Source organism: Sanguibacter massiliensis, assembly GCF_900240335.1.
Lineage (GTDB): Bacteria > Actinomycetota > Actinomycetes > Actinomycetales > Cellulomonadaceae > Flavimobilis > Flavimobilis massiliensis.
On sequence record NZ_LT964979.1, the window covers coordinates 2642012 to 2662453 of the forward strand.

18 protein-coding genes, 1 tRNA gene and 1 riboswitch are annotated in these 20442 nt (G+C 72.9%); of the genes, 9 read left to right on the plus strand and 10 right to left on the minus strand.

All coding sequences use genetic code 11. The annotated features are described in order from the left end of the window. The first annotated feature begins 220 nt into the window (after positions 1 to 220). Entirely contained in the window at positions 221 to 1213 is a 993-nt protein-coding gene (rfbB, locus tag C1729_RS12230) for a dTDP-glucose 4,6-dehydratase (protein WP_102510194.1), read from the plus strand. A gap of 82 nt (positions 1214 to 1295) precedes the next feature. Here the strand turns inward: rfbB and C1729_RS12235 are convergent, their stop codons facing one another. Next, a complete protein-coding gene (locus C1729_RS12235; RefSeq protein WP_102510195.1) occupies positions 1296 to 1907 on the minus strand; it encodes a dTDP-4-dehydrorhamnose 3,5-epimerase family protein in 612 nt (203 codons plus the stop codon). 114 nt (positions 1908 to 2021) lie between these two features. Here C1729_RS12235 and rfbD point away from each other — a divergent pair, with 114 nt between their 5' ends. Then, complete coding sequence (gene rfbD / locus C1729_RS12240) at positions 2022 to 2900, plus strand: dTDP-4-dehydrorhamnose reductase (RefSeq protein WP_102510196.1); 879 nt, start codon at positions 2022 to 2024, stop codon at positions 2898 to 2900. Between the two features lie 8 nt (positions 2901 to 2908). Here rfbD and C1729_RS12245 read toward each other — a convergent pair whose 3' ends face one another. Beyond that, the gene (locus C1729_RS12245; RefSeq protein ID WP_102510197.1) at positions 2909 to 4180 is read right to left on the minus strand and encodes a nucleotide sugar dehydrogenase; all 1272 of its coding nucleotides are present in this window, start codon (positions 4178 to 4180) and stop codon (positions 2909 to 2911) included. Between the two features lie 285 nt (positions 4181 to 4465). On the opposite strand from C1729_RS12245, the gene C1729_RS12250 reads away from it, so the two are divergent. Together C1729_RS12250 and C1729_RS12255 are read left to right on the plus strand one after the other, a co-directional pair. Continuing rightward, the gene (locus tag C1729_RS12250) at positions 4466 to 5563 is read left to right on the plus strand and encodes an Ig-like domain-containing protein (RefSeq protein ID WP_102510198.1); all 1098 of its coding nucleotides are present in this window, start codon (positions 4466 to 4468) and stop codon (positions 5561 to 5563) included. A 1-nt stretch (position 5564) separates the two neighbouring features. Then, positions 5565 to 6323 carry a YwaF family protein gene (locus C1729_RS12255; protein WP_102510199.1) on the plus strand — a complete coding sequence of 253 codons (759 nt, stop codon included), beginning with the start codon at positions 5565 to 5567 and terminating at the stop codon, positions 6321 to 6323. Positions 6324 to 6515: 192 nt separating this feature from the next. Here C1729_RS12255 and serC read toward each other — a convergent pair whose 3' ends face one another. After that, positions 6516 to 7640, minus strand: coding sequence for a phosphoserine transaminase (gene serC / locus C1729_RS12260; protein WP_242493823.1), 1125 nt, complete (start codon positions 7638 to 7640; stop codon positions 6516 to 6518). A 205-nt stretch (positions 7641 to 7845) separates the two neighbouring features. Here serC and C1729_RS12265 point away from each other — a divergent pair, with 205 nt between their 5' ends. The 3 genes from C1729_RS12265 (at position 7846) to C1729_RS12275 (ending at position 10857) form a co-directional block, all read left to right on the plus strand. Next, on the plus strand, positions 7846 to 8544 hold the full coding sequence (locus C1729_RS12265) for an iron-dependent transcriptional repressor DtxR (RefSeq protein WP_102510201.1): 699 nt from the start codon (positions 7846 to 7848) through the stop codon (positions 8542 to 8544). Between the two features lie 231 nt (positions 8545 to 8775). After that, positions 8776 to 8926, plus strand: a riboswitch (cyclic di-AMP (ydaO/yuaA leader). A gap of 2 nt (positions 8927 to 8928) precedes the next feature. Beyond that, positions 8929 to 9705, plus strand: coding sequence for a C40 family peptidase (locus C1729_RS12270; RefSeq protein ID WP_102510202.1), 777 nt, complete (start codon positions 8929 to 8931; stop codon positions 9703 to 9705). Positions 9706 to 9870: 165 nt separating this feature from the next. Continuing rightward, positions 9871 to 10857, plus strand: a complete 987-nt coding sequence (locus tag C1729_RS12275) for a universal stress protein (RefSeq protein ID WP_102510203.1) — start codon at positions 9871 to 9873, stop codon at positions 10855 to 10857. Between the two features lie 24 nt (positions 10858 to 10881). Here C1729_RS12275 and ddaH read toward each other — a convergent pair whose 3' ends face one another. From ddaH to C1729_RS12295, 4 genes are all read right to left on the minus strand, one after another. Next, complete coding sequence (gene ddaH, locus C1729_RS12280; RefSeq protein ID WP_102510204.1) at positions 10882 to 11688, minus strand: dimethylargininase; 807 nt, start codon at positions 11686 to 11688, stop codon at positions 10882 to 10884. Position 11689: 1 nt separating this feature from the next. After that, positions 11690 to 12514: a hypothetical protein gene (locus C1729_RS12285; protein ID WP_207204615.1), complete on the minus strand. Its 825-nt coding sequence runs from the start codon at positions 12512 to 12514 to the stop codon at positions 11690 to 11692. Then, complete coding sequence (locus C1729_RS12290) at positions 12511 to 13044, minus strand: OsmC family protein (protein WP_102510205.1); 534 nt, start codon at positions 13042 to 13044, stop codon at positions 12511 to 12513. The genes C1729_RS12285 and C1729_RS12290 overlap by 4 nt, the downstream gene beginning before the upstream one ends. Positions 13045 to 13118: 74 nt before the next feature. Continuing rightward, a tRNA-Arg gene (locus tag C1729_RS12295) sits at positions 13119 to 13191 on the minus strand. Positions 13192 to 13505: 314 nt separating this feature from the next. Between C1729_RS12295 and C1729_RS12300 the strand changes: the two genes are divergently transcribed. After that, a complete protein-coding gene (locus tag C1729_RS12300; RefSeq protein ID WP_129590752.1) occupies positions 13506 to 18356 on the plus strand; it encodes a hypothetical protein in 4851 nt (1616 codons plus the stop codon). After that, positions 18353 to 18643: a hypothetical protein gene (locus C1729_RS12305; RefSeq protein WP_102510207.1), complete on the plus strand. Its 291-nt coding sequence runs from the start codon at positions 18353 to 18355 to the stop codon at positions 18641 to 18643. The genes C1729_RS12300 and C1729_RS12305 overlap by 4 nt, the downstream gene beginning before the upstream one ends. A gap of 121 nt (positions 18644 to 18764) precedes the next feature. Here C1729_RS12305 and mscL read toward each other — a convergent pair whose 3' ends face one another. From mscL to C1729_RS12320, 3 genes are all read right to left on the minus strand, one after another. Then, positions 18765 to 19205 carry a large conductance mechanosensitive channel protein MscL gene (gene mscL, locus C1729_RS12310; RefSeq protein ID WP_242493824.1) on the minus strand — a complete coding sequence of 147 codons (441 nt, stop codon included), beginning with the start codon at positions 19203 to 19205 and terminating at the stop codon, positions 18765 to 18767. Positions 19206 to 19244: 39 nt separating this feature from the next. Next, positions 19245 to 19943, minus strand: a complete 699-nt coding sequence (locus C1729_RS12315) for an RcpC/CpaB family pilus assembly protein (RefSeq protein WP_129590753.1) — start codon at positions 19941 to 19943, stop codon at positions 19245 to 19247. 92 nt (positions 19944 to 20035) lie between these two features. Next, the gene (locus C1729_RS12320; RefSeq protein ID WP_102510209.1) at positions 20036 to 20296 is read right to left on the minus strand and encodes an FmdB family zinc ribbon protein; all 261 of its coding nucleotides are present in this window, start codon (positions 20294 to 20296) and stop codon (positions 20036 to 20038) included. Positions 20297 to 20442: the final 146 nt, after the last annotated feature.

Here is a 20442-nt window from a genome sequence, read left to right on the forward strand (position 1 = left end):
TCCCACGCCGCGACATGTGCGCGACGTAGTGCCGGACGGGCTGGGCTCGCGCGGTCACGAGGCGGCGCGTGTGGCCTAAGGTGAGACGAGCTCTCGAGCAGAGGTGCCTATCAGATCGCCTCACAGCGGTTCCTCTGGACGATGCGCCGCTCGGGACCGTCCTCCGTGAACCGTGTGCCAGCGCGCGCGGGACACCGTAGCTCTAGCCCAAGGAGACCACGTGCGAGTCCTCGTCACCGGCGGTGCCGGTTTCATCGGTGCCAACTTCGTCCACCAGACCGTCAGGGAACGCCCCGGGACGTCGGTGACGGTGCTCGACTCCCTCACGTACGCAGGCAATGCCGCGTCGCTCGACGGCCTTGACGGCGTCGAGCTCGTCGTCGGTGACATCGCGGACGCCGAGCTCGTCGACGCTCTCGTCGCCCGCCACGACCTCGTCGTGCACTTCGCGGCCGAGTCGCACAACGACAACTCGCTCCACGACCCGTCGCCGTTCGTCCGCACGAACGTCGTCGGTACGTTCACGCTCCTCGAGGCGGTGCGCAAGCACGGCGTGCGCTTCCACCACGTCTCGACCGATGAGGTCTACGGCGACCTCGAGCTCGACGACCCCGCGAAGTTCACGCCCGAGACCCCGTACAACCCGTCGAGCCCGTACTCGGCGACGAAGGCATCCTCGGACCTCCTCGTGCGTGCGTGGGTGCGCTCGTTCGGCATCGAGGCGACGATCTCGAACTGTTCGAACAACTACGGGCCCTACCAGCACGTCGAGAAGTTCATCCCGCGGCAGATCACCAACCTCGTCGACGGCATCCGTCCCCGCCTCTACGGCGCGGGCGAGAACGTCCGTGACTGGATCCACGTCGACGACCACAACTCCGCCGTGTGGACGATCATCGACAAGGGCCGCACCGGCGAGACCTACCTCATCGGTGCGGACGGGGAGAAGAACAACCTCGAGGTCGTCCAGCTCATCCTCGCCGAGTTCGGCCTTGCGCCCGACGAATTCGACCACGTCACCGACCGTGCCGGCCACGACCTGCGCTACGCGATCGACGCGACCCGCCTGCGCGACGAGCTCGGCTGGACGCCCCGCTACACGAGCTTCGCCGACGGCCTCCACGCGACCGTCGAGTGGTACCGCGCCAACGAGGACTGGTGGCGCCCCGCCAAGGCCGCGACGGAGCAGAAGTACCGGGTCGCAGGTCACTGACCGCGCCCACGGTGAGGGCCCGTGCACACGCATCGTGTGCACGGGCCCTCACCGCACGACCGGAGTCGGGTTGGAGCCGTGCTCAGAGAGCTCGCAGGTATGCGTCGACCGCCTCCTGCGTCGGGAGGAGACCCGACGCCAGCGCCTCCGCGAGCGAGGGCGCAGCCTCGTCCTTCGCAGAGAGCTCGAACGTCAGCGGCGAACCGTCGCGCGCCACCGTCGGCCACTCGATGCCCACCGCAGGGTCGAGCGGGTGGATGCCGTGCTCACGCCCCGGCGCGTACGGCGCCGAGCACAAGTACGCGACCGTCGAGCCGTCCTCGAGCGAGCAGAACGCGTGGCCGAGCCCCTCGCCCAGGTAGATCGCGCGCCGGTCGACGTCGTCGAGCAGAACCGAGTCCCACCGCCCGAACGTCGGCGAGCCCACCCGAATGTCGACGACGACGTCGAGCACCGCACCCTTGACGCACGTCACGTACTTCGCCTGACCCGGGGGCACGTCCGCGAAGTGCACGCCGCGCAGCACACCGGCCGCCGAGACCGACATGTTCGCCTGGCGCAGGTCGAGCGGATGACCGACCGCAGCCTCGAACTCCGAGCCCTTGAACCACTCGAGGAACACGCCGCGCGCGTCACCGTGCTGCTGGGGAGTGATCTCCCACGCACCGGGGACGTCAAGCTCTCGGAACTGCACGGGGCCTCCTCGGGTCGTCTGGACGTGCGAGGACAGAGTACGGCGTCACGATGACGCCCGACGGTGCACACTGGGACACGGCCCGCCCGGGCCGCGGAGCAGAGAGGGGACGACGTGCGCTGGCTGGTCGTCGGAGGAGCAGGGATGCTTGGCACGGACGCGACAGGCGTCCTCACGCAGGCAGGGGAGGATGTCCGCACGGTCGACCGGACCGAGCTCGACATCCTCGACGCCGCCGCATGCCTCGGCGCGGTCCAGGACGTGGACGTCGTCCTCAACTGCGCCGCCTGGACCGCTGTCGACGACGCCGAAACCCAGGAGCCTGCGGCGTTCGCCGTCAACGCGCTCGGCGCCGCCCACCTCGCACGCGCCGCGACCGCGGCCGGTGCCCGCCTCGTCCACATCTCGACCGACTACGTCTTCGACGGCGCTGCCTCGAGCCCGTACGAGGCCGACGACGTCGTCGGGCCACGCTCCGCGTACGGCCGCACGAAGCTTGCCGGCGAGTGGGCCGTCCGCGCTCACGACACCGCTGGCCGCCACCTCGTCCTGCGCACCGCGTGGCTCTACGGGCAGCACGGTGGGAGCTTCCCCCGGACGATCGTCCGAGTCGCACGCGAGCGCGGCACCGTGGCGGTCGTCACCGACCAGCAGGGGCAGCCCACGTGGACGCGCGACGTCGCGGACCTCGCGCTGCGCCTCGTACGCGCCGACGCCCCCGCAGGCACCTACCACGCGACGTCGTCGGGCACCGCGACGTGGCACGACCTCGCGAGCGCCGCCGTCGCGTCCGCAGGCCTCGACCCGGCGGTCGTCACGGCGACGACGAGCGACGCCTTCGTCCGCCCCGCCCCCCGCCCCGCATGGTCCGTCCTTGGCCATGCAAGCGTGCGCGCCGCGGGCGTCGAACCCATCGGTGACTGGCGCGAACGCTGGGAGGCCGCCGTCGCGTCCGAGGGCTTCGCGTCGACGGTCCTCGGTACCACCGACTGACGGGGCGCTCAGAGCTGCGTCACCGCCGGTCCGCGGAGGACGTGCTGCGTGTCGAGGACCGTCGTGCCGTGCTCGACGAGCCGCTCGTAGGGCACGCCCGAGTGCGGCGTGACGATGACCGCGGCCGTCGTGCGCGCGAGCGTCTCCGCGTCGAGCGGCACGCGCTCGACACCGTCGGGCCAGTAGTGGTCGTCGACGTGGTCGTCGACCGCGATCACCGTGGCGCCGAGCGTGCGCAGGTGCGTGACGAGACGCAGCGCGGGGGCCTCGCGCACGTCCCCCGTGTCGCGCTTGTAGGCGAGGCCCACGAGCAGGATCGTGCTGCCCCGCACGGAGCGCTCGCAGTCGTTGAGGAGCGTGACGACGCGGCTCGCGACGTACTGCGGCATGTGCTCGTTGACGTCGTTGGCGAGCTCGACGAAGCGGAAGCTCTGGCCGAGGCGTCGGCGCACCTGCCACGAGAGGTAGCTCGGGTCGACGGGCAGGCAGTGTCCTCCGACGCCGGGGCCGGGCGTGAACTTCATGAAGCCGAACGGTTTGCTCGCCGCGGCGTCGATCGCCTCCCAGATGTCGATGTCGAGCTGGTGCGCGAAGACCGCGAGCTCGTTGACGAGCGCGATGTTGACGTGGCGGAACGTGTTCTCGAGCAGCTTCGTCAGCTCGGCCTCGCGCGTGCCCGAGACCGGCACGGTCGTCTCGATGAGGTCCGAGTAGAAGGCATCGACGCGTGCGAGCGATGCGGCGTCGATCCCGGAGACGACCTTGGGAGTCTCGACGAAGCCGTACGTCGGGTTGCCGGGGTCGATGCGCTCGGGGGAGTAGCCGACGTGGAAATCGGGGCCCGCGGTGAGGCCGGAGACTTCCTCGAGGATTGGGATGAGCATCTCGTCTGTCGTGCCCGGGTACGTCGTCGACTCGAGGATGACGAGGCACCCGCGCGTCACCCACGGCGCGAGGTCGCGCGCGGCGTCGGCGATGAACGAGAGGTCGGGCAACGTCTCCCGCAACGGTGTCGGCACGGAGATGACGGCGACGTCGAAGCCGCGGCACGCGGCGTAGTCAGTCGTCGGCAGGTAGCGGCCCGTCGCGAGCGACTCCGCGAGCCGGGCGTCGGAGATGTCCTCGACGAACGAGACGCCCGCGCCGAGGTTCTTCACACGGCGCTCGTCGATGTCGAGCCCGACGACGTCGTAGCCCTGCTCGACGGCACGGACCGCGAGCGGGAGCCCGACGTAGCCCTGACCGATGACGACGACCTTCTGAGCTCTCTCTAGCGACATCGAGCTTCCCCCGTCCGGGCACGCCACGGAAAGGCGTGCTGTGTCCTCACGCTATGGACGGAACGAACGAGGGTGACAGGGCTGCGGGGAGGGATCACCCTGGCGCCACCCCGAAGCGTGTGCGGTCTCGCCCGGACCGATTGGCCTCGCGCGAGGTCCCCCGGTACTCTTGCCGTGCCCGAATCGCCGGACCTCACGTCGCGTGAGCCTGGCACGAGCGGCGCACTCGGCCGCGGCCGGGACCGCGCACGGGCAGCATCAGGGACACGAACAGGGAGCTGTCACATGAGCACGCACGAAGGCGCCGCTGTGCGCACCGCGAACACCCGACGCCGGCCCCGGTGGCTGCTCGCTGCCGCGAGCGGGCTCGCCCTCACCCTCGCGGGAGGGCTGCTCGCCGTCCCGCCCGCGGCCGATGCCGCGATCGCCGGCGTCACCTCGCTCGTCGACGTCCCGCAGGGGAGCCTGGCGACGCCGAACCCCGAGTGTGGAGAGAACACCTACTGCGCGGTCTACCCCGTCACTCTCAGTGCCGACCGCATCGTCCAGGTCCAGGTGAACAACCCGACGGCCTCCGTCAGCCTCACGCTGCGCGACAGCCTCGGTAACGATGTCGGGTGGCAGAACGTGAGCTCGGGCGACACCGGGTGGTTCAACGCCGTCGCGAGCACCGACGGCACGGCCAAGCACGGCGTGGACGCCGTGACGGTGCCCGGCGAGCACACGATCGTCGTGAGCTCCAGGAGCGCACTCTTCTACGCGCTCCACGCTTTCGAGATCCCGACGAACCTCAAGAAGGTCGCGCTCGGGTCGACGACGCGCAGCACGTTCTCGGACCGCTCGACGCAGCGCATCACCGGGAAGAGCGTGAGCTACCGCGACGGCGTCGTGTTCGACGCACGCAAGGGCGCCAAGGTGAGTGCACTGTTCGCCAAGCCGGGTGAGCGTTCTGCCTCGATCGCGGTCTACGACGCGTTCGGTAACCAGGTGACGTCCGCGAGCGGCTCAGACTCCGCGAAGGTCTCCGACTTCGTCATCCCCTACACGGGGCTCTACCAGATCTATGTCGAGGGTGCGACGCAGGGCAAGTTCTCGCTCAAGCTCTCCCAGTACGTCAAGGTCCAGAAGGTCAGCGTCTCGAAGAAGTCCGTGACCCTCAGGCTCAGCAAGAAGTCGAAGAAGTCGGTCCAGCTCAAGGCCGTCGTCGCACCGTCGAACGCCTCGAGCAAGAAGGTCCGTTGGGTCTCGTCCAACACGCGCGTCGCGAAGGTCAGCAAGTCCGGCAAGGTGACCGCGGTCCGGGCCGGCAAGGCGACGATCACCGTGACGAGCCTCGACGGTGGCAAGCGCGCCAAGGTCAGGGTCGTCGTCAAGAAGCGCTGACATGCTTCCTGGCGCGATCCAACGCTCCACGCCCGACACCTGGATCCAGTTCGGTCCCCAGCATGTCGCGGCACTGCTCGTCGTGGCGGTCCTCGCCGTGAATCTCGTGGTCCGCCGCGACGAGCTGGCCCGGCACCGGGTCGACGTGTGGCTCGTCACGACGATGGTGCTCGTCCACCTCGGGTGGGTCTCGTACGCTCTCGCGAGCGGGATCGCGGGACCTGGGGACCTGCTGCCGCTCTACACGTGCGACGCATCGATCCTCGCTGGTGTCGCGTGGGTCCTGTGGAAGCGTGAGTGGTGGGGGCACGTCCTCTTCTACTGGTCGTTCCTCGGCGGCATCGTCACCCTGCTGCTGCCCGACACGTTCGGCTACTCCCTGCCTCACCCCGCCGTGCTCTACACGCTCGTGTTCCACGGACTGCTCCTGCTGCTCGCGCTCGAGCTCTGGGCGATCGAGGGCCTGCGCCCGCGCGCGGCCGTGCTGTGGGCGCCCGTCGTCGTGACGGCGCTCATCGTCCCGCTCGCGCTCGTCGCCAACGCGAGGTTCGGGGCGGACTACATGTTCGTCTCGCGCGACCCTGGCGGGATCTTCTCGTTCCTTGTCGGCTACACGGGTGCGGTCCGCGTCGCCCTCAACCTTGTCGCGGCCACGGCGCTCCTTCTGCTCGGCTACGCCGCCTGGGTCGCGCTGGACAGGCTGGTTCAGGTGCGGGCGGTGCCCGCCGGAGACGCGGAACCGTCCCGCGGCCCGGCGTAGCCGGCCGTCGGTACGGCGGACAGAGCTCCGCCGGCACGGTGTCGCCGGTCGGCGGCACGTCCGGCAGCGTCCCGCCGGCACGTCTGGCAGCGTCCCGCCAGCACGGCTGTCGCGCGGGAGCGCTGGCGCGGCGGTGGCGCGGGAGCGCCGGCGGTCAGCGTTCGACGGCCGACGGCTGCTCGCGCCGGGCCGTCAGCCGAGCTGCGAGACCACGTGGTCGACAGCCTGCGTGAGCCGCTCGACGTCGCTCGGCTCGACCGCCGGGAACACGCCGACGCGCAGCTGGTTGCGACCGAGCTTGCGGTACGGGAAGACGTCGACGACGCCGTGGTCACGCAGGACCTTGACGATGCGTGTCGCGTCGATGCTCTCGTCGACGTCGATTGTCGCGACGACGTTCGAGCGCGCCGCGGGGTCCGCGACGAACGGCGTCGCCCAGTCGCGGGCCTCGGCCCAGCGGTAGAGGATCGACGCCGACTCGGCGCAGCGCGCCGCCGACCACGCGAGGCCGCCCTGGGAGTTGAGCCACTCGACCTGCTCGGCGAGCATGACGAGCGTCGCGACCGCGGGCGTGTTGAGCGTCTGGTCGAGGCGCGAGTTTGTGAGCGCGACCTGCAGCGAGAGGATCTCCGGGATCCAACGCTCTCTCGCGAGGCGCTCGGTGCGCTCGACGGCCGCGGGGGAGAGGGTCGCGAGCCACAGCCCGCCGTCGGACGCGAAGACCTTCTGGGGCGCGAAGTAGTAGACGTCGGCCTGCGACGCGTCGAGCGCGAGCCCGCCCGCGCCGCTCGTCGCGTCGATCGCGACGAGCGCGCCGTCGGTGCCCTCGGGCCGGACGACGGGCGCCATCGCCCCCGTCGACGTCTCGTTGTGCGGCCACGCGTAGAGGTCGACGTCCTCCCGCACCTCGGGCAGGCACACCGTGCCCGGCGCCGACGTCCGCACGAGCGAGTCTGCGAGGAACGGCGCCTTCGACGTCGCCGCGGCGAACTTCGCCGAGAACTCGCCGAACGACGCGTGCGACGCGCGGTCGTCGACGAGCGAGAACGTCGCGACGTCCCAGAACGCGGTCGCTCCGCCGTTGCCGAGGACGACCTCGTAGCCGTCGGGCAGCGAGAAGAGATCGGTGAGGCCCGTCCGGACGCGGTGGACGACGTCCTTGACGGGCGCCTGCCGGTGCGACGTCCCGAGCAGGTGCGCGCCCGCCGCAGCGAGCGCCTCGACCTGCGCGGGGCGCACCTTCGAGGGGCCTGAGCCGAAGCGCCCGTCGAGAGGCAGCAGGTCGGCAGGGATGACGATCGGGGAGTTCTCGCTCACGCAGGCGAGCGTACGCGCCCGACGTCGGCCCCGTCGGAAGCGTCCGCTCCCCGACCCCTCAGCCGTCCCCTCTCTTCGCGGCGGTGCACACGATCCGTGTGCACAGGCGCTCAGAGACGGGTCCGGTCGGGGACGGACGGGGCCCGGGCCTGGGACGGACGGCCTAGACTGGGCCGCGACCGACGACACAGGGAGGCTGGGCGCCGTGAGCGACCTCATCGACACCACCGAGATGTATCTGCGGACCATCTACGAGCTCGTCGAGGAGGGGATCGTCCCCCTTCGCGCCCGCATCGCCGAGCGGCTCGGACATTCCGGCCCGACGGTCTCGCAGACCGTGGCCCGCATGGAGCGCGACGGCCTCGTCGTCGTCTCCGGGGACCGGCACCTCGAGCTCACGACGGAAGGGTTCGCCAAGGCGACACGCGTCATGCGCAAGCACCGTCTCGCCGAGCGCCTCCTCACCGACGTCATCGGCCTCGACTGGGAGTTCGTCCACGACGAGGCGTGCCGCTGGGAGCACGTCATGAGCGACCGCGTCGAGCGTCGACTCATCGACCTCCTCGGCCAGCCCACCGTCTCTCCGTACGGCAACCCCATCCCCGGGCTCGGCGAGCTCGGCGCGGCCGCGGCCGGCGGCGAGTTCCTCGACGGCGTCGTCTCCCTCCAGACGGTCCACGAGTCGCTCGAGGAGAGCGCGCCGCGCGAGGTGACCGTCGCGCGCCTCGGCGAGCCGCTCCAGACGGACATCGAGCTCCTCGCGCGGCTCTCCGCGGCCGGCGTGACTCCCGGCGCGACGGTCTCCGTGAGGCGGCAGGCCGACAGGCTCGAGGTCTCGTCCGCGGACGCGGGCGGCGTCGACCTTCCCGTCGAGGTCTTCCGGCACGTCTTCGTCGAGGCCTGAGGGCCTCCGACCGGCTCCTCCCAGGGGCCTCGAACGGCTCTGACGAGGGGCGTCGCACCGGTGGTGCGGCGCCCCTCGTCCATGTCGCGCCACGGCCCTGTTCGACACGGCGGAAGAGATCGTGACCTCCGCGTGACATGGCGCGGGTGGGTGAGGTACCTTCGATCTGCCCGACCGGTTCTCCGGACGGGACCGCGACCGGAACGCCGAGCTCTGCCACCGGTCGCGAACCATGATGAACCGCTGGCAGAGGCGGGGGAACCACCTGGTTCCGTGGAGACACGGAGCCCGGGGTGAAGCCGGTACGACCGTGGTCGGACCGGCCGGGCACTCTTCAGCCCGAACCCGACAGCTAACTTCGCAGGCGTTGGAGAGAGGCCAGCAGTGACCCTGAGCAGCACCCGTGGGCGCCACCGCGCCGCGCGCCGCCCCCTCGGCCAGGTCATCGTCGACGTCGCAGGAGAGGGCATCGGACGGCGGACAGCCGTCGTCGCAGCCTCCTCCGGACTTCTCGTCTCGATGGCCGTGGCCCCCGCCAACGCCGCAGTCGGCTCCGATGCCGTCGCGCTCGGCTCCGCCGATGTGTCTGCGCTCACGTCGGAGGCCCGCGCACAGCTCGCCGCAGCCCCGGCCGTCACCGTCTCCGACGGTTCCTGGGCCGAGGACATCAAGGACGTCGCGGTCGTCAAGGTGACGCCGGCGCCCGAGGTTCGTGCGACGCCCGCACCTGCGCCCGCGCAGCGCACCGTCACCCCCGCGTCGCGCTCCGCCGAGCGCGCCGAGGCCCCCGCTCCGAAGGTCGAGAACAACCCGATCCCGCAGAGCGTCTCGGGCTCCAAGGTCCTCGAGATCGCCTCGCGCTACGTCGGCGTCCCCTACGTCTACGGCGGTACGACGCCCCGCGGCTTCGACTGCTCGGGCTTCACCTCGTACGTCTACGCGCAGCTCGGGATCAACCTCCCGCGCTCGTCGAGCGCCCAGCGCTACGCCGGCAAGGTCATCTCGCGTGCCGACGCCCGCCCCGGCGACCTCATCTGGACGCCCGGCCACATCGCGATCTACGCAGGCGGAAACTCCCAGATCGACGCCCCGCGCCCCGGCAAGACGATCCAGTTCCGCAAGATCTGGCAGAGCAACCCGGTCTTCATCCGCGTCAGCTGACACAGCCCGTCCCGACGGCCCGGCCCCTCCCGAGGGTGCCGGGCCGTCGGCGTCCACGGACCGGACCGCCCCCGCGCGGTGTGCAAGAACAGGTCCAGGACGAGTAAAGTCGAAGGAAGGACGACGTGGTCCGCTCGCGCCGTCACCTCAAGAAGGAGGCATCCCGTGCCGCACCGTGACGTAGTCCTCGTGGGAGTTGACGGCTCCGCCCCGAGCCTCCACGCGCTCGACTGGGCCGCAGCGGAGGCAAAGAAGCTCGGCTGGCCGCTCCACGTCGTCTGCGCGTACTCACTTCCCTCGTTCACCGCCGCGTCGCTCGACGGCGGCTACGCAGCGCTCGACGACACCGCGATCCTCGACGGCGCACGCAGCGTCCTCGAGGAGGCCAAGACCCGGGCCGCCGCGCACGGCGTCGCCGTCACCGCGACCGTGACGACCGGCGACCCCGCAGGAGCGCTCGTCGACCTCTCCAAGGAGCACCGCCTCGTCGTCGTCGGCACCCGCGGCCACGGCGGCTTTGCCGGCCGCCTCCTCGGCACAGTCTCCTCCGCGCTGCCCGCCCACAGCCACTGCCCGACGGTCGTCGTCCCCTACCTTGGGGCGGACGGCGAGCGCACCGCCATCAGCTCCGTCGCCTCGAACGCCGGGCTCGACCCCGTCGACCAGCGCCCCCTCTTCCCCGTGCGGCGGATCGTCGTCGGCATGGACGGCTCACCCACCGCCGAGGACGCGCTGCGTGCGGCCCTGCGCCAGCAGAAACTCTGGGACTGCGAGCTCGTCGCCGTCGCCGGCGTCCCCGTCGGCTCGGGCGCCGGCATGCTCGCGTGGCTGCCCGCCGCCGTCGACCACGAGGCCGTGCTCGCGGACGTCGCCGAAGGCCTCGGCGTCATCGTCGACCGCGTCCTCGCCGACCACCCCGGCCAGACCGTCCGCCGCATCGTCCTCGACGGCACCGGCGCCGAGCTCCTCACCGAGTTCTCGACCGCGTGCGACCTCGTTGTCGTCGGCTCCCGCGGCCGCGGCGGGTTCGCAGGCCTCCTGCTCGGCTCGACGTCCCAGGCCGTCCTCCACCACGCCAAGTGCCCCGTCATGGTCGTGACGAAGCGCTCCGCCGCCGCTGACAGCCCCCAGGAGAGCGCCGAGAGGCGCTGACGGTGCTCAGCGCGACGCGCGTGCTCAGCGCAGCACGAGGGTGCAGCACTTCACCGAGCCGCCGCCCCGGAGGATCTCCGAGACGTCGACCGGCACCGGTGTGTAGCCCCGCGCCCGCAGGCGCTCCTCCCACGCGGGCGCGCCCGTGCCGAGCCACACCCGCTCGCCGTCGCTCAGGGCGTTGAGCGCGAACGACGTCGCCTCGGCCTCCGAGGCGAGGAGGGCGTCCGGGAAGAGGCGCTGCAGCGCCTCCTGCGACGCAGCGGAGAACGCACCCGGGAAGTAGGCGACGTCGACGGCACCGTCGACGTCACGCAGCACCGTGAGCGCCGTGTCGAGGTGGTAGAAGCGCGCATCGACGAGCTCGAGCGTCACCACCGGAAGGCCGAGCGCGCGCGACGCCTCCGCGTGCGCCGCACGCTCCGTGCGCCAGCCGGTCCCCGCGAGCAGGACGTCACCCGCGACGAGCAGGTCACCCTCGCCCTCGTTGACGTGCTCAGCCGCGTGTGGCTCGAAGCCGAGCTCAGCGAGCCGCGCGAGGTACGCGGGTCCCTCCTCGCGTCGCTCCGCGACGAAGAACCTCGCGCCGTACGCGGCCCCGCCGCCGACGGTCGCGCCGTTGGCCGCGTAGACCATGTCCGGCATCCCCGCGAGCGGCGCGATCGTCTCGACTGTGTGCCCCGCCGCGACGTACGACGCCCGGAGCGCCTCCCACTGCGTCACGGCGAGCGCGGTGTCGACGGGCCGCGACGCGTCCATCCACGGGTTGATCTCGTACCGCACCGTGAACTCGGTGGGCGGGCACATGAGCAACCGCAGCGCGCGTCCCATGTCAGAGCTCCGAGGCCCCGGGGCCGCTCTCGCCGCGGTCAGCCCCGCCGAGCAGGTCGGCCCCGCCGAGCAGGTCGGGCCGGTCGGCCACGGCCTCGAGGCGAGGCGCGGCGTCTGCGGACGTCCCCTCGACGACGCGCAGGCGTGGCGGGAACTGCGCAGGCGGCTCGCCGAACGCGGCGCGCGCCTGCGCGACAACCCCCTTGCCGAGCGCCCGGCCACCCACCACGCCGATCGCGGCGCCCACCCCGAACGGCACGAGCCGGCCGAGGAGCAGGCTCGAGCGCTTGAGGAGGTGCTTCTTGACGAAACGCCCCGCAAGGACCTTGTTGACCCGCTGGATCGTCGTCGAGGGCATCGCCGCAAGACCGACGCGGGCCCACGCGGTCGGGCTCAGCCCCGCCGACTCGATCGCGCGCGGGCCGTCCTCGCCGAGGAGGGACGCGAGAAGCAGGGTGCGGCGACGACCGACGTCGTCGACCTCGATGCCGTGGACGTCCGCGACCGCGAGCGTGTACGCGGCGGCCGCCGCGAAGAACGCGGCGACGTCCGCGGCCGTGAGGGTCGCGGCCACTGCGGTGCCGACCGCGGGGATCGCCGCTGTCCCGCCGACGGCGCCGCCGGTCGTCTGGACGACCGCGAGAAGCTCGGAGTCGAGGATCGCGAGGAGCTGCGCCGGCGTCGCCTCAGGGTTGCGTCGTCGCAGCTGGTCGACGTGCGCGCGGATGACGGACGACGGCACTCGCACCGCGGCGTCGACCGCCCGACCCACGAACCCCGTGCCGGGGACGCCCGCGAAGCGCTCGAACGGGTCGCCGGCGCTCATCGAGGCGGCTCCTCGGCGATGTGCGCCGTGGTTGCGCCCGTCGCAGTGTCGACGAACGTCAGGTGCACCTCCGCGCCCGCCTGGACCGTGCGCCCCACCGTGCAGTTCTTGTCGACGGCACGCCCTGCGGCGGCTAGCAGCCGTGCAGCCGCGTCCGGCTCGAGGGCCGAGAGATCGACCTCGAGACGCTCGTGGGCCTCCGTGTACCGCTCTTCCGTCACGTTCTTCACGGTCGCCCCGTGGAGCGTCGCCGCGTAGTCGTCACCGAGGCGCCGCGCGAGCGTCACGTCGGTCGACAGGCCCGTGCAGCCGAGGAGCGCGAGCTTGAGGAGCTCACCCGGCGTGAAGCGCTCGTCGTGCTCGGCCGAGCCGATGTGGACGACCGCACCGCGGCCGTTGTACCCGACGTACTGGCGCGGACCGACGCGCTCGATGCGCACCGCCGCGGGATCGTCGGGCAGGGCCCCCGCAGCCTCGGCCGCGTCGGCGGCGAGAGCGGCGGCGAGCTCGAGGTCAGGGGAGGACGTCATGCACCCCAGTTTCCCACGCGCGCGCAAGGCGCGCCCGCGCGCTCCGCCCGCGAGACGCCCGGAGGTGCTCGTCGTGCGCCTGGGCAGATTCGAACTGCCGACACCCGCTTTAGGAGAGCGGTGCTCTATCCCCTGAGCTACAGACGCTCGGCGCGGGACCGGCCCGCGCACGGAGGAAGCCTACCCTGCCCGGCGCCACGCGCTCGCGCGCGCCGTCCTGACCCCGCCCGACGGCACGCGTCGAAGCGGTTCCCTCACCTGCTTTGACACCCAGTGGTTGAACATGCAAACATCTCGATGACGGCGCGCATCGCCTGCCCCCTGCGTGGTGCGCGCCGTCCCTCATGCCCGGGCCAGGCGCCTGCGAGCGCCGCCGGAGCGGCACCCCCGAATCCCTCGCGGCACGTCCGTGCGCGGCGTGGCACCGTAGCCACGCCGTCCGCCACGGTTAGCGTGGCGGGGTGAACGTTGTCGCCAGCCACAGCACCCCGGGGGAGCGCGACGGGCAGGGTTCTACGCCTGCGCCCGCGAGCCCCCGCATCGTCGTGCCGCCGACCACGTCCCAGGTCGTCGCCCGCGCCGTCGCCGGATGGCGCCGCACCCTCTCCGACCGCGCCGGCGCCTCCTCGCTCGCCGACGTCAACCTGCTCGGCGAGGCCGTCCTCGAGCTCACCCACGCGCACCCGTCGGGCGTCGCGCAGCTCTTCGCCGGACGCACGACCGCCCTCGCCAACCTCTTCCGCGAAGGCGTGTCCCTGCCCACGGCACGGCGCCGCGCCCGCGCCGTCGCCGCGCGCGCGACCGAGCAGACTGAGCGCTTCGGCATCGCCCCCACCTTCCTCGCGATCGGCGTCGCCTCGTGGACCGTCGACGCCACCGCGTCGACCTCGCACGACGACGTCGCCGCGCTCGCCCGCATCGCCGGGGCTGCCGGCGACCCCGCGGACGACGCGACCGGCGCCCCGGCACCCGACGGCCCCCGCACCGTCCACGCACCCGTCCTCCTGCGCCCCGTGCGCCTCGCCGAGCGCACGAGCGGCGACGGCGACTTCGAGATCGGGCTCGAGCCGACCGCCGAGCTCAACCCGTTCCTCGCCCGCGCCCTGCGCGCCCGCGGCGCGCTCCTCGACCCCACCGCGCTCGCAGCGAGCGCGTTCGACGGCGGCGGCTTCGACCCGCGCGCCGTCACCGAACGCATCCACGCGCTCGGCACGGCCGTCCTGCCCGGCTTCGAGCTCGTCGAGAAGCTGCTCGTCGGCTCGTTCGTCCACCCCGGCCAGGCGCTCGTCGACGACCTCGACGCGCTCGTCGGGCTCGAGCACAACGACCTCGTCGTCGCGCTCGCGCACCTCGACCTCGAGGACGCGCACCTCGTCCAGCACGCCAAGGAGTCCGACGTCCCCGCGGCCGAGCTCCCCGATGACGCGCCTGCCGCCGCGGCCCGCATCCACGTCGCGCAGGAGCTGCCGCCCGTGCGGCTCGCCGACGAGGACCCTGCCGACGAGCGGGGCGTGGGTGACCTCGACCGTGCGCAGCGCCACGCGCTCGACGCCGTGACGTCGGGCCGCCACGTCCTCGTCGACGCACCCGCCGGGGCTGACGTCGCCGGCACGATCACCGCGATCCTCGCCGACGCCGCCGCGTCGGGCCGCTCGGTCCTCTACGTGCCCGGGCACCGGCGCGCAGCCGAGCAGGTCCTCGCACGCATGACCGAGCACGGCATCGACGACCTCGTCCTCGACATCGAACCCTCGTCGTCGTGGCGCGCCGGCGTCTCCCGCCGCCTCCTCGCAGCCATGACGCTCGAGCCGCCGTACGTCGACCGGCAGGCCCTCGGACGCACTCGCGCAGACCTCATCGACACGCGCCGCCGCCTCGCGGGATACATGCGGTCCCTCCACCTCGTGCGCACCCCGTGGGACGTGTCGGCGTACGACGTCCTCCAGTCGCTCGCACGCCTCACCGCCGAGCGGCCCGCGCCGTCGACGCACGTGCGCCTCGACCTTGCGGCCGCGACCGCCCTCCGCGGCGACGCTCGCCTCGAGGCGGCCGACGATCTCGTCCGCGCGAGCGAGCTCGGCGCGTTCACGCTGCGTCCCGGCGCGACGCCGTGGTTTGGCGCCGACCTCGTCGACGACGACGCCGCGGCCGACGCCCTTGCGCGCGCCGCCCGCCTCGCCGACACGCTCCTGCCGACCGTCCTCGCCCAGATCGAGCACGTCCGACGCACCGCCGGCCTCGTCGAGCCCCGGACCGTCCGCGAGTGGGGCGACCGCCTCACGATGCTCGACGGGCTGCGCACGACCCTCGACGTCTTCCAGCCCCTGATCTTCGAGCGCACCGCTGCCGGGCTCGTCGCCGCGACCGCCGACGCGCGCACGCGCCGCGAAACGCACGACGACATGACGGCGCTCCAGCGCCGCCGCCTCGTCAAGCAGGCCAAGGACATGCTCCGTCCCGGCACGCGCGTCCCCGACCTCCACGCGGCCCTCGTCGAGGTCCAGGCCCAGCGCGAGGCGTGGACCGCCGTGTGTCCCGGCGGTGGCTGGCCCATCCTCCCCGACGGTCTCGCTGACATGGAGCAGACCTGGGACGAGCTCGTCGCCGACCTCGACGCGCTCACCGCGGTGCTCGCGACGACGCCCGCGGGCGCCAACCTCCTCGACACTCCGCTCGACGACCTCGCCGCACGACTCCGCGCGCTCGCCGACGACCGCGAAGCGCTCGATCACCTGCCCGAACGCACCCGGCTCGTGAGGTCACTCGCCGCACGCGGCCTTGGCGACCTCGTCACCGACCTGCGCGACCGGCGCGTCGACGTCGGGCTCGTCGTCGCCGAGCTCGAGCTCGCCTGGTGGGCGACCGCGTTCGAGGCGATCCTCGCCGAGGACCGCTCGCTCGCGATCTACGACGGCGCCGGCCTCGAGGCCCTCGCCCAGCGTTTCCGCGCTCTCGACCGCGCGCACGTGGCAGGTCTCCCCGGGCCCGTGCTCGTCGCCGCGCTCTCCGGCATCACGCTCGCCGTACGCCGCCACCCCGACGACGCTGAGGAACTCTTCGCCGAGCTCCTCGAAGGCCGCTTCGGCGGGCTTCGCGACGCCCTCGACCGGTACCCCGCGCTCGTCCGTGCGCTGCGCCCCGTCGTCGTCGCGAGCCCCACGCTCGTGCCGCACGTCATGCCCCCGAGCCGCACCGTCGACCTCGTCGTCCTCGACGCCGTCCACCACCTGCCGCTCGACGCGCTTCTGCCCGCGATCGCACGCGCCCGTCAGGTCGTCGTCGTCGGCGACCCCCGCCGTGCCTCCGGCACGGGCCTCCACAACCTCGCGCGCCTCCTGCCGTCCGTCACCGTCACGGCCGACGTCTCCGCACGCGACCAGGACCTCGTCGAGCTCCTCGCCCGCCACGGCTACGACGGCGTCCTGCGGACGACGCCGCTGCCCGTGACCCGGGAGCTCGTGACCTTCGAGGACGTCGCCGGCGCGGGCGTGCCCGCCGCCGATGGCACCGTCCTCACAACGCAGGCCGAGGTGGCACGCGTGGTCGAGATGGCCGTTGAGCACGCTCTCGTCCGCCCCGAGGAGTCCCTCGCGATCGTCACGCTCTCCGCGACGCACGCCGAGCGCGTCCGTGAGGCCCTCCACACCGAGGTGCGCCGCAACCCCGCGCTCACGAGCTTCTTCTCCGCCGAGAAGCCCGAGCCCGTCGTCGTCGCCGACATGACCGCCGTCGCCGGCCTCGTCCGCGACGCCGTCATCCTCTCCGTCGGGTTCGGCCGCACGCCGCACGGCCGGGTCCTGCATCGTTTCGGTGCCGTCGCCGAGCCCACCGGCGAGGCCATGCTCCTCGACGCGCTCGCCGTCTCCCGCGCCCGGCTCGACGTCATCGCGTCGTTCTCGGCGGCCGACCTCGATCCCGAACGGCTGCGCGCCCCCGGCACGCGCCTCCTCGCCGACCTCCTCGAGCTCGCCGAGCGCCGGACCCACGCGGGCCCGACGGTCCGCACCGAGGCCGTCGAAGCGGGCCTCAACCCCGACCGCCTCGTCATCGACCTTGCCGAACGGCTCTGGCGCGCAGGGCTCCTCGTCGAGACCGACTACGGCGTGCCCGGCGGCGAGCGCATCCCTCTCGTCGTCGGCCACCCCGACCTGCCCGAGCGCATGCTCGTCGCCGTCCTCACCGACGACGACGCCTACATCGCCGAGGAGTCCGCGCGCGTCCGCGACCGGCAGCGCGCCGAGCACCTCGAGCGGCTCGGCTGGACGGTGGTCCAGGTGTGGAGTGCCGCCGCGTTCCTCGACCCGGTCAAGGAGGCCAACCGCATCCGCACCGCTGTGCTCGACGCGGCAGCCGGGCTCCGGCAGACGCCGCTCTTCGGCGGTGCGGCGCTTGGCCACACGACCGACGAGCTCGCCGAGGGCGTGCCGACGCCTGCCGTCGTCGGTGCGCCCGTGGGTGTCGGTGCGGCCGCGGGTGCCGGTGCGGCCGGTGCCGCTGCGTCGGCGGGGGCGAGCGGCGAGGAGGCCCCGACGGTCGGAACGCCGGCCTCCGCGGACGGGACGCCCAGTGCCCCCGAGAGCGCCACCGGGACGGCGGGCGCAAGCTTGCCGCGGCCGACCGCGGCCTCGCCGAGCGCGACGACCCCCGACGAGCACATCTCCGCACACGACGAACCGGGCGTCCGCAGCGCGACGGGTGTGTCGACGGCATCAGCAGGGTCCGGTGGGACGGGAGCCTCGGCTGCGAGCGGCACGTCGAGCGACTCGGCCGCGTCGGTTCGTTCGGCATCTTCGGTCACGTCGAGCGTCTCGAGCGCGTCCGCGCTCTCCGGCGCATCCACGGTGTCGGTGGCGTCCGCGCTCTCGACCGTGTCCGTGGCCTCGACATCGTCCGTCGCGACGACCGCGTCGGCCGCCGACGCTGTGGACGACGTCGTCGCCGAGCCCCGCAGCTTCGTCCGCGGCCCCCGCACCCCGGGCTCGACTCCGGGCTCGACCTCGGGCGGCGAGGCCGTTCTCCAGGGCGGCTTCGCGATGGTCGGCGGCATGCAGCCCGACCTGCTCTCCTCGCTCGCGGGCGACGACCCCGACGCCGACCGTCCCGCTCGCCCCGTCGTCCAGCCCGGGCTGCCGATCAGTGCCTACGGCGACAACGACCTCGATGCCCTCGCGCGCTGGATCGCGTCCGACGGCATCGTCCGCGACGAGCAGCAGCTCGCGGGAGCCCTGCGTGCCGAGCTCGGCGTCGTGCGCCGGTCCAACCGCGTCGACGCTGCCGTCTCCGCGGCGGTACGCAGACTCCTCGGACGATGACCGAGCCGACCGAGCCCGTCGAAGTTCCCGAGCCGACCGCACCCGTCGACGCGTCCGGGCCCGTCGACGTGCCCGAGCCGACCGAGCCTGTCGAGATGCCCGACGGAGCGCGGCCGCGTCGACGCCACCGTCGCGTCGTACGCCGGGGCACGGAGACGAGCACCGTCGCCGGGACGAGCGCGGACGAGCGCCCCGAGGGCTGGTCCGAGCCGGGCGCGACGCACCACGACGCCGACCTCCTGCGCGATCTGCCGCCCCACTGGGGCGGCGCAGGCTACCGCGACTAGCCGGCCCAACCTCGCCCCGGTCCCACGCCCAGACACAAGAATCCGCGCGGATGGCTGTTGGGAATAGCCATCCGCGCGGATTCCTGGCGTGGGTGGGCGCCACGCGGGGCGCACGCCCGCGTCAGGCCTGGGGCGTGCCCGGCTGGGGGGTGCCCGGCTGGGGGCCGGCGGCCTGGGCGCGGAGGAGGTCACGGATCTCCTCGAGGAGCTGGACGTCCTCGGCCTTGATCTCCGGCTCGGGCTCGAGGCCGCGCGCGCGACGCTCGGCGAGCTTGTTCATCGGCAGGACAATGAGGAAGTAGACGGCGGCGGCCACCGCGAGGAAGTTGATGATCGCGTCGAGGACGAGCCCGGGCCTGAAGACCGCATCGTTGATCTGGAAGCTGAGCGCGCTTGCGAGGCTCGTCGAGCCGAAGATCGCGGCGATGAGCGGGGTGATGATCGCGTCGACGATGTTCGTGACGATCTTGCCGAACGCGCCGCCGATGACGACCGCGACCGCGAGCTCGACGACGTTGCCCCGCGAAATGAAGTTCTTGAAGCCCTCAAAGATGTCCTTCATGGCGTTCCTCCTGCGCTGTGTCCGCTGTGTGCGGGCCGATCATCCCACGAGGACGACACTGAGGCTCCCCGACACAGCCGAGGCCGCGACCGTCGGCGCATCGTTCACCCGCACCGCGAGGAGCACGACGGGCTCCGCGGCCGGCGCCACGCCGAGCAAGCCGCCGTCGGACGGCGCCGCCGGCGCGGGGGAGGGCAGGACGAGCGCGCCGCGGGTGAGGACGCGCCCGTCCGTGACAACCGGCTCCCCGGACACGTCGGGCGCCGACGGCACGACGACGTCGACCCGCATCCCCGGGGCGAGGAGCGCTGCGACCTGCGGGTCCGCGAGCCGCACAGGCACGGCGGCCGAGCCGGGAGGGAGATCCGCGGTGCCGCGGACGAGCAGCTCGGCGCACAGGAACGTGCCCGCCCGCAGGCCGACCGCAGGGACGGCACCCACCGCGTCGCCCGGAACGGTGAGCGCGCACGGAGGTGACCCGGGGGCTGGGACGTCGACGCGCGTGAGGACAGCCGCGGTGAGCGGCTCACCTGCGGGAACGTCGCGCGCCAGCGCCACGACCTCACGGTGCGGGGGCGGCGGCGGGCTCGCGGCCGTGACGACGGCCGCAGCGAGCACGCCGAGGCCGACGCTCACGAGGACGCGGCGGCCGCGCCACGTGACGACACGGAGCGTGCGGGCCCGGCGGCTGCGCGCCACCGCACGAGCGTGCGTGCCAGGACGAGGGGAGCGGGTCATGCGCCGACGCTAGGCGAGACGCGCCGCTCCCGTCCGGGGCCAGTGGACGGGCACGCGCGCAGCGGGGCCTGTGGGCAGGAGGCCCAGACGCGTCAGGCGGCGCCCGTGGACGTCGACGTCGATGCGGGCTTCGCGGCAGGCTTCGCCGCCGGCGTCGAGACGCTCGACGACGAGCCCGAGCGCGAGTCGGTGCGGTAGAAGCCCGATCCCTTGAAGGTCACGCCCACCGTCGAGAAGATCTTGCGCAGCCGGCCCGAGCACTCGGGGCACACCGTGAGGGCGTCGTCCGCGAAGGACTGGTGGATGTCGAAGCTGTGACCGCACGCGGTGCACGTGTACGCGTAGGTGGGCACGGTTCTCTCTCCTTGCTCGAGGGGGCCGCGACGGGGCCGCCGCGGGCTGGCACTCCGTCGTTCCGAGTGCCAACTATACGTCGGACCGCCGCCGACGAGCCATGCGCCCCGTCACACGCCCTCGCTGCCGTCCCGGTGGACCACCC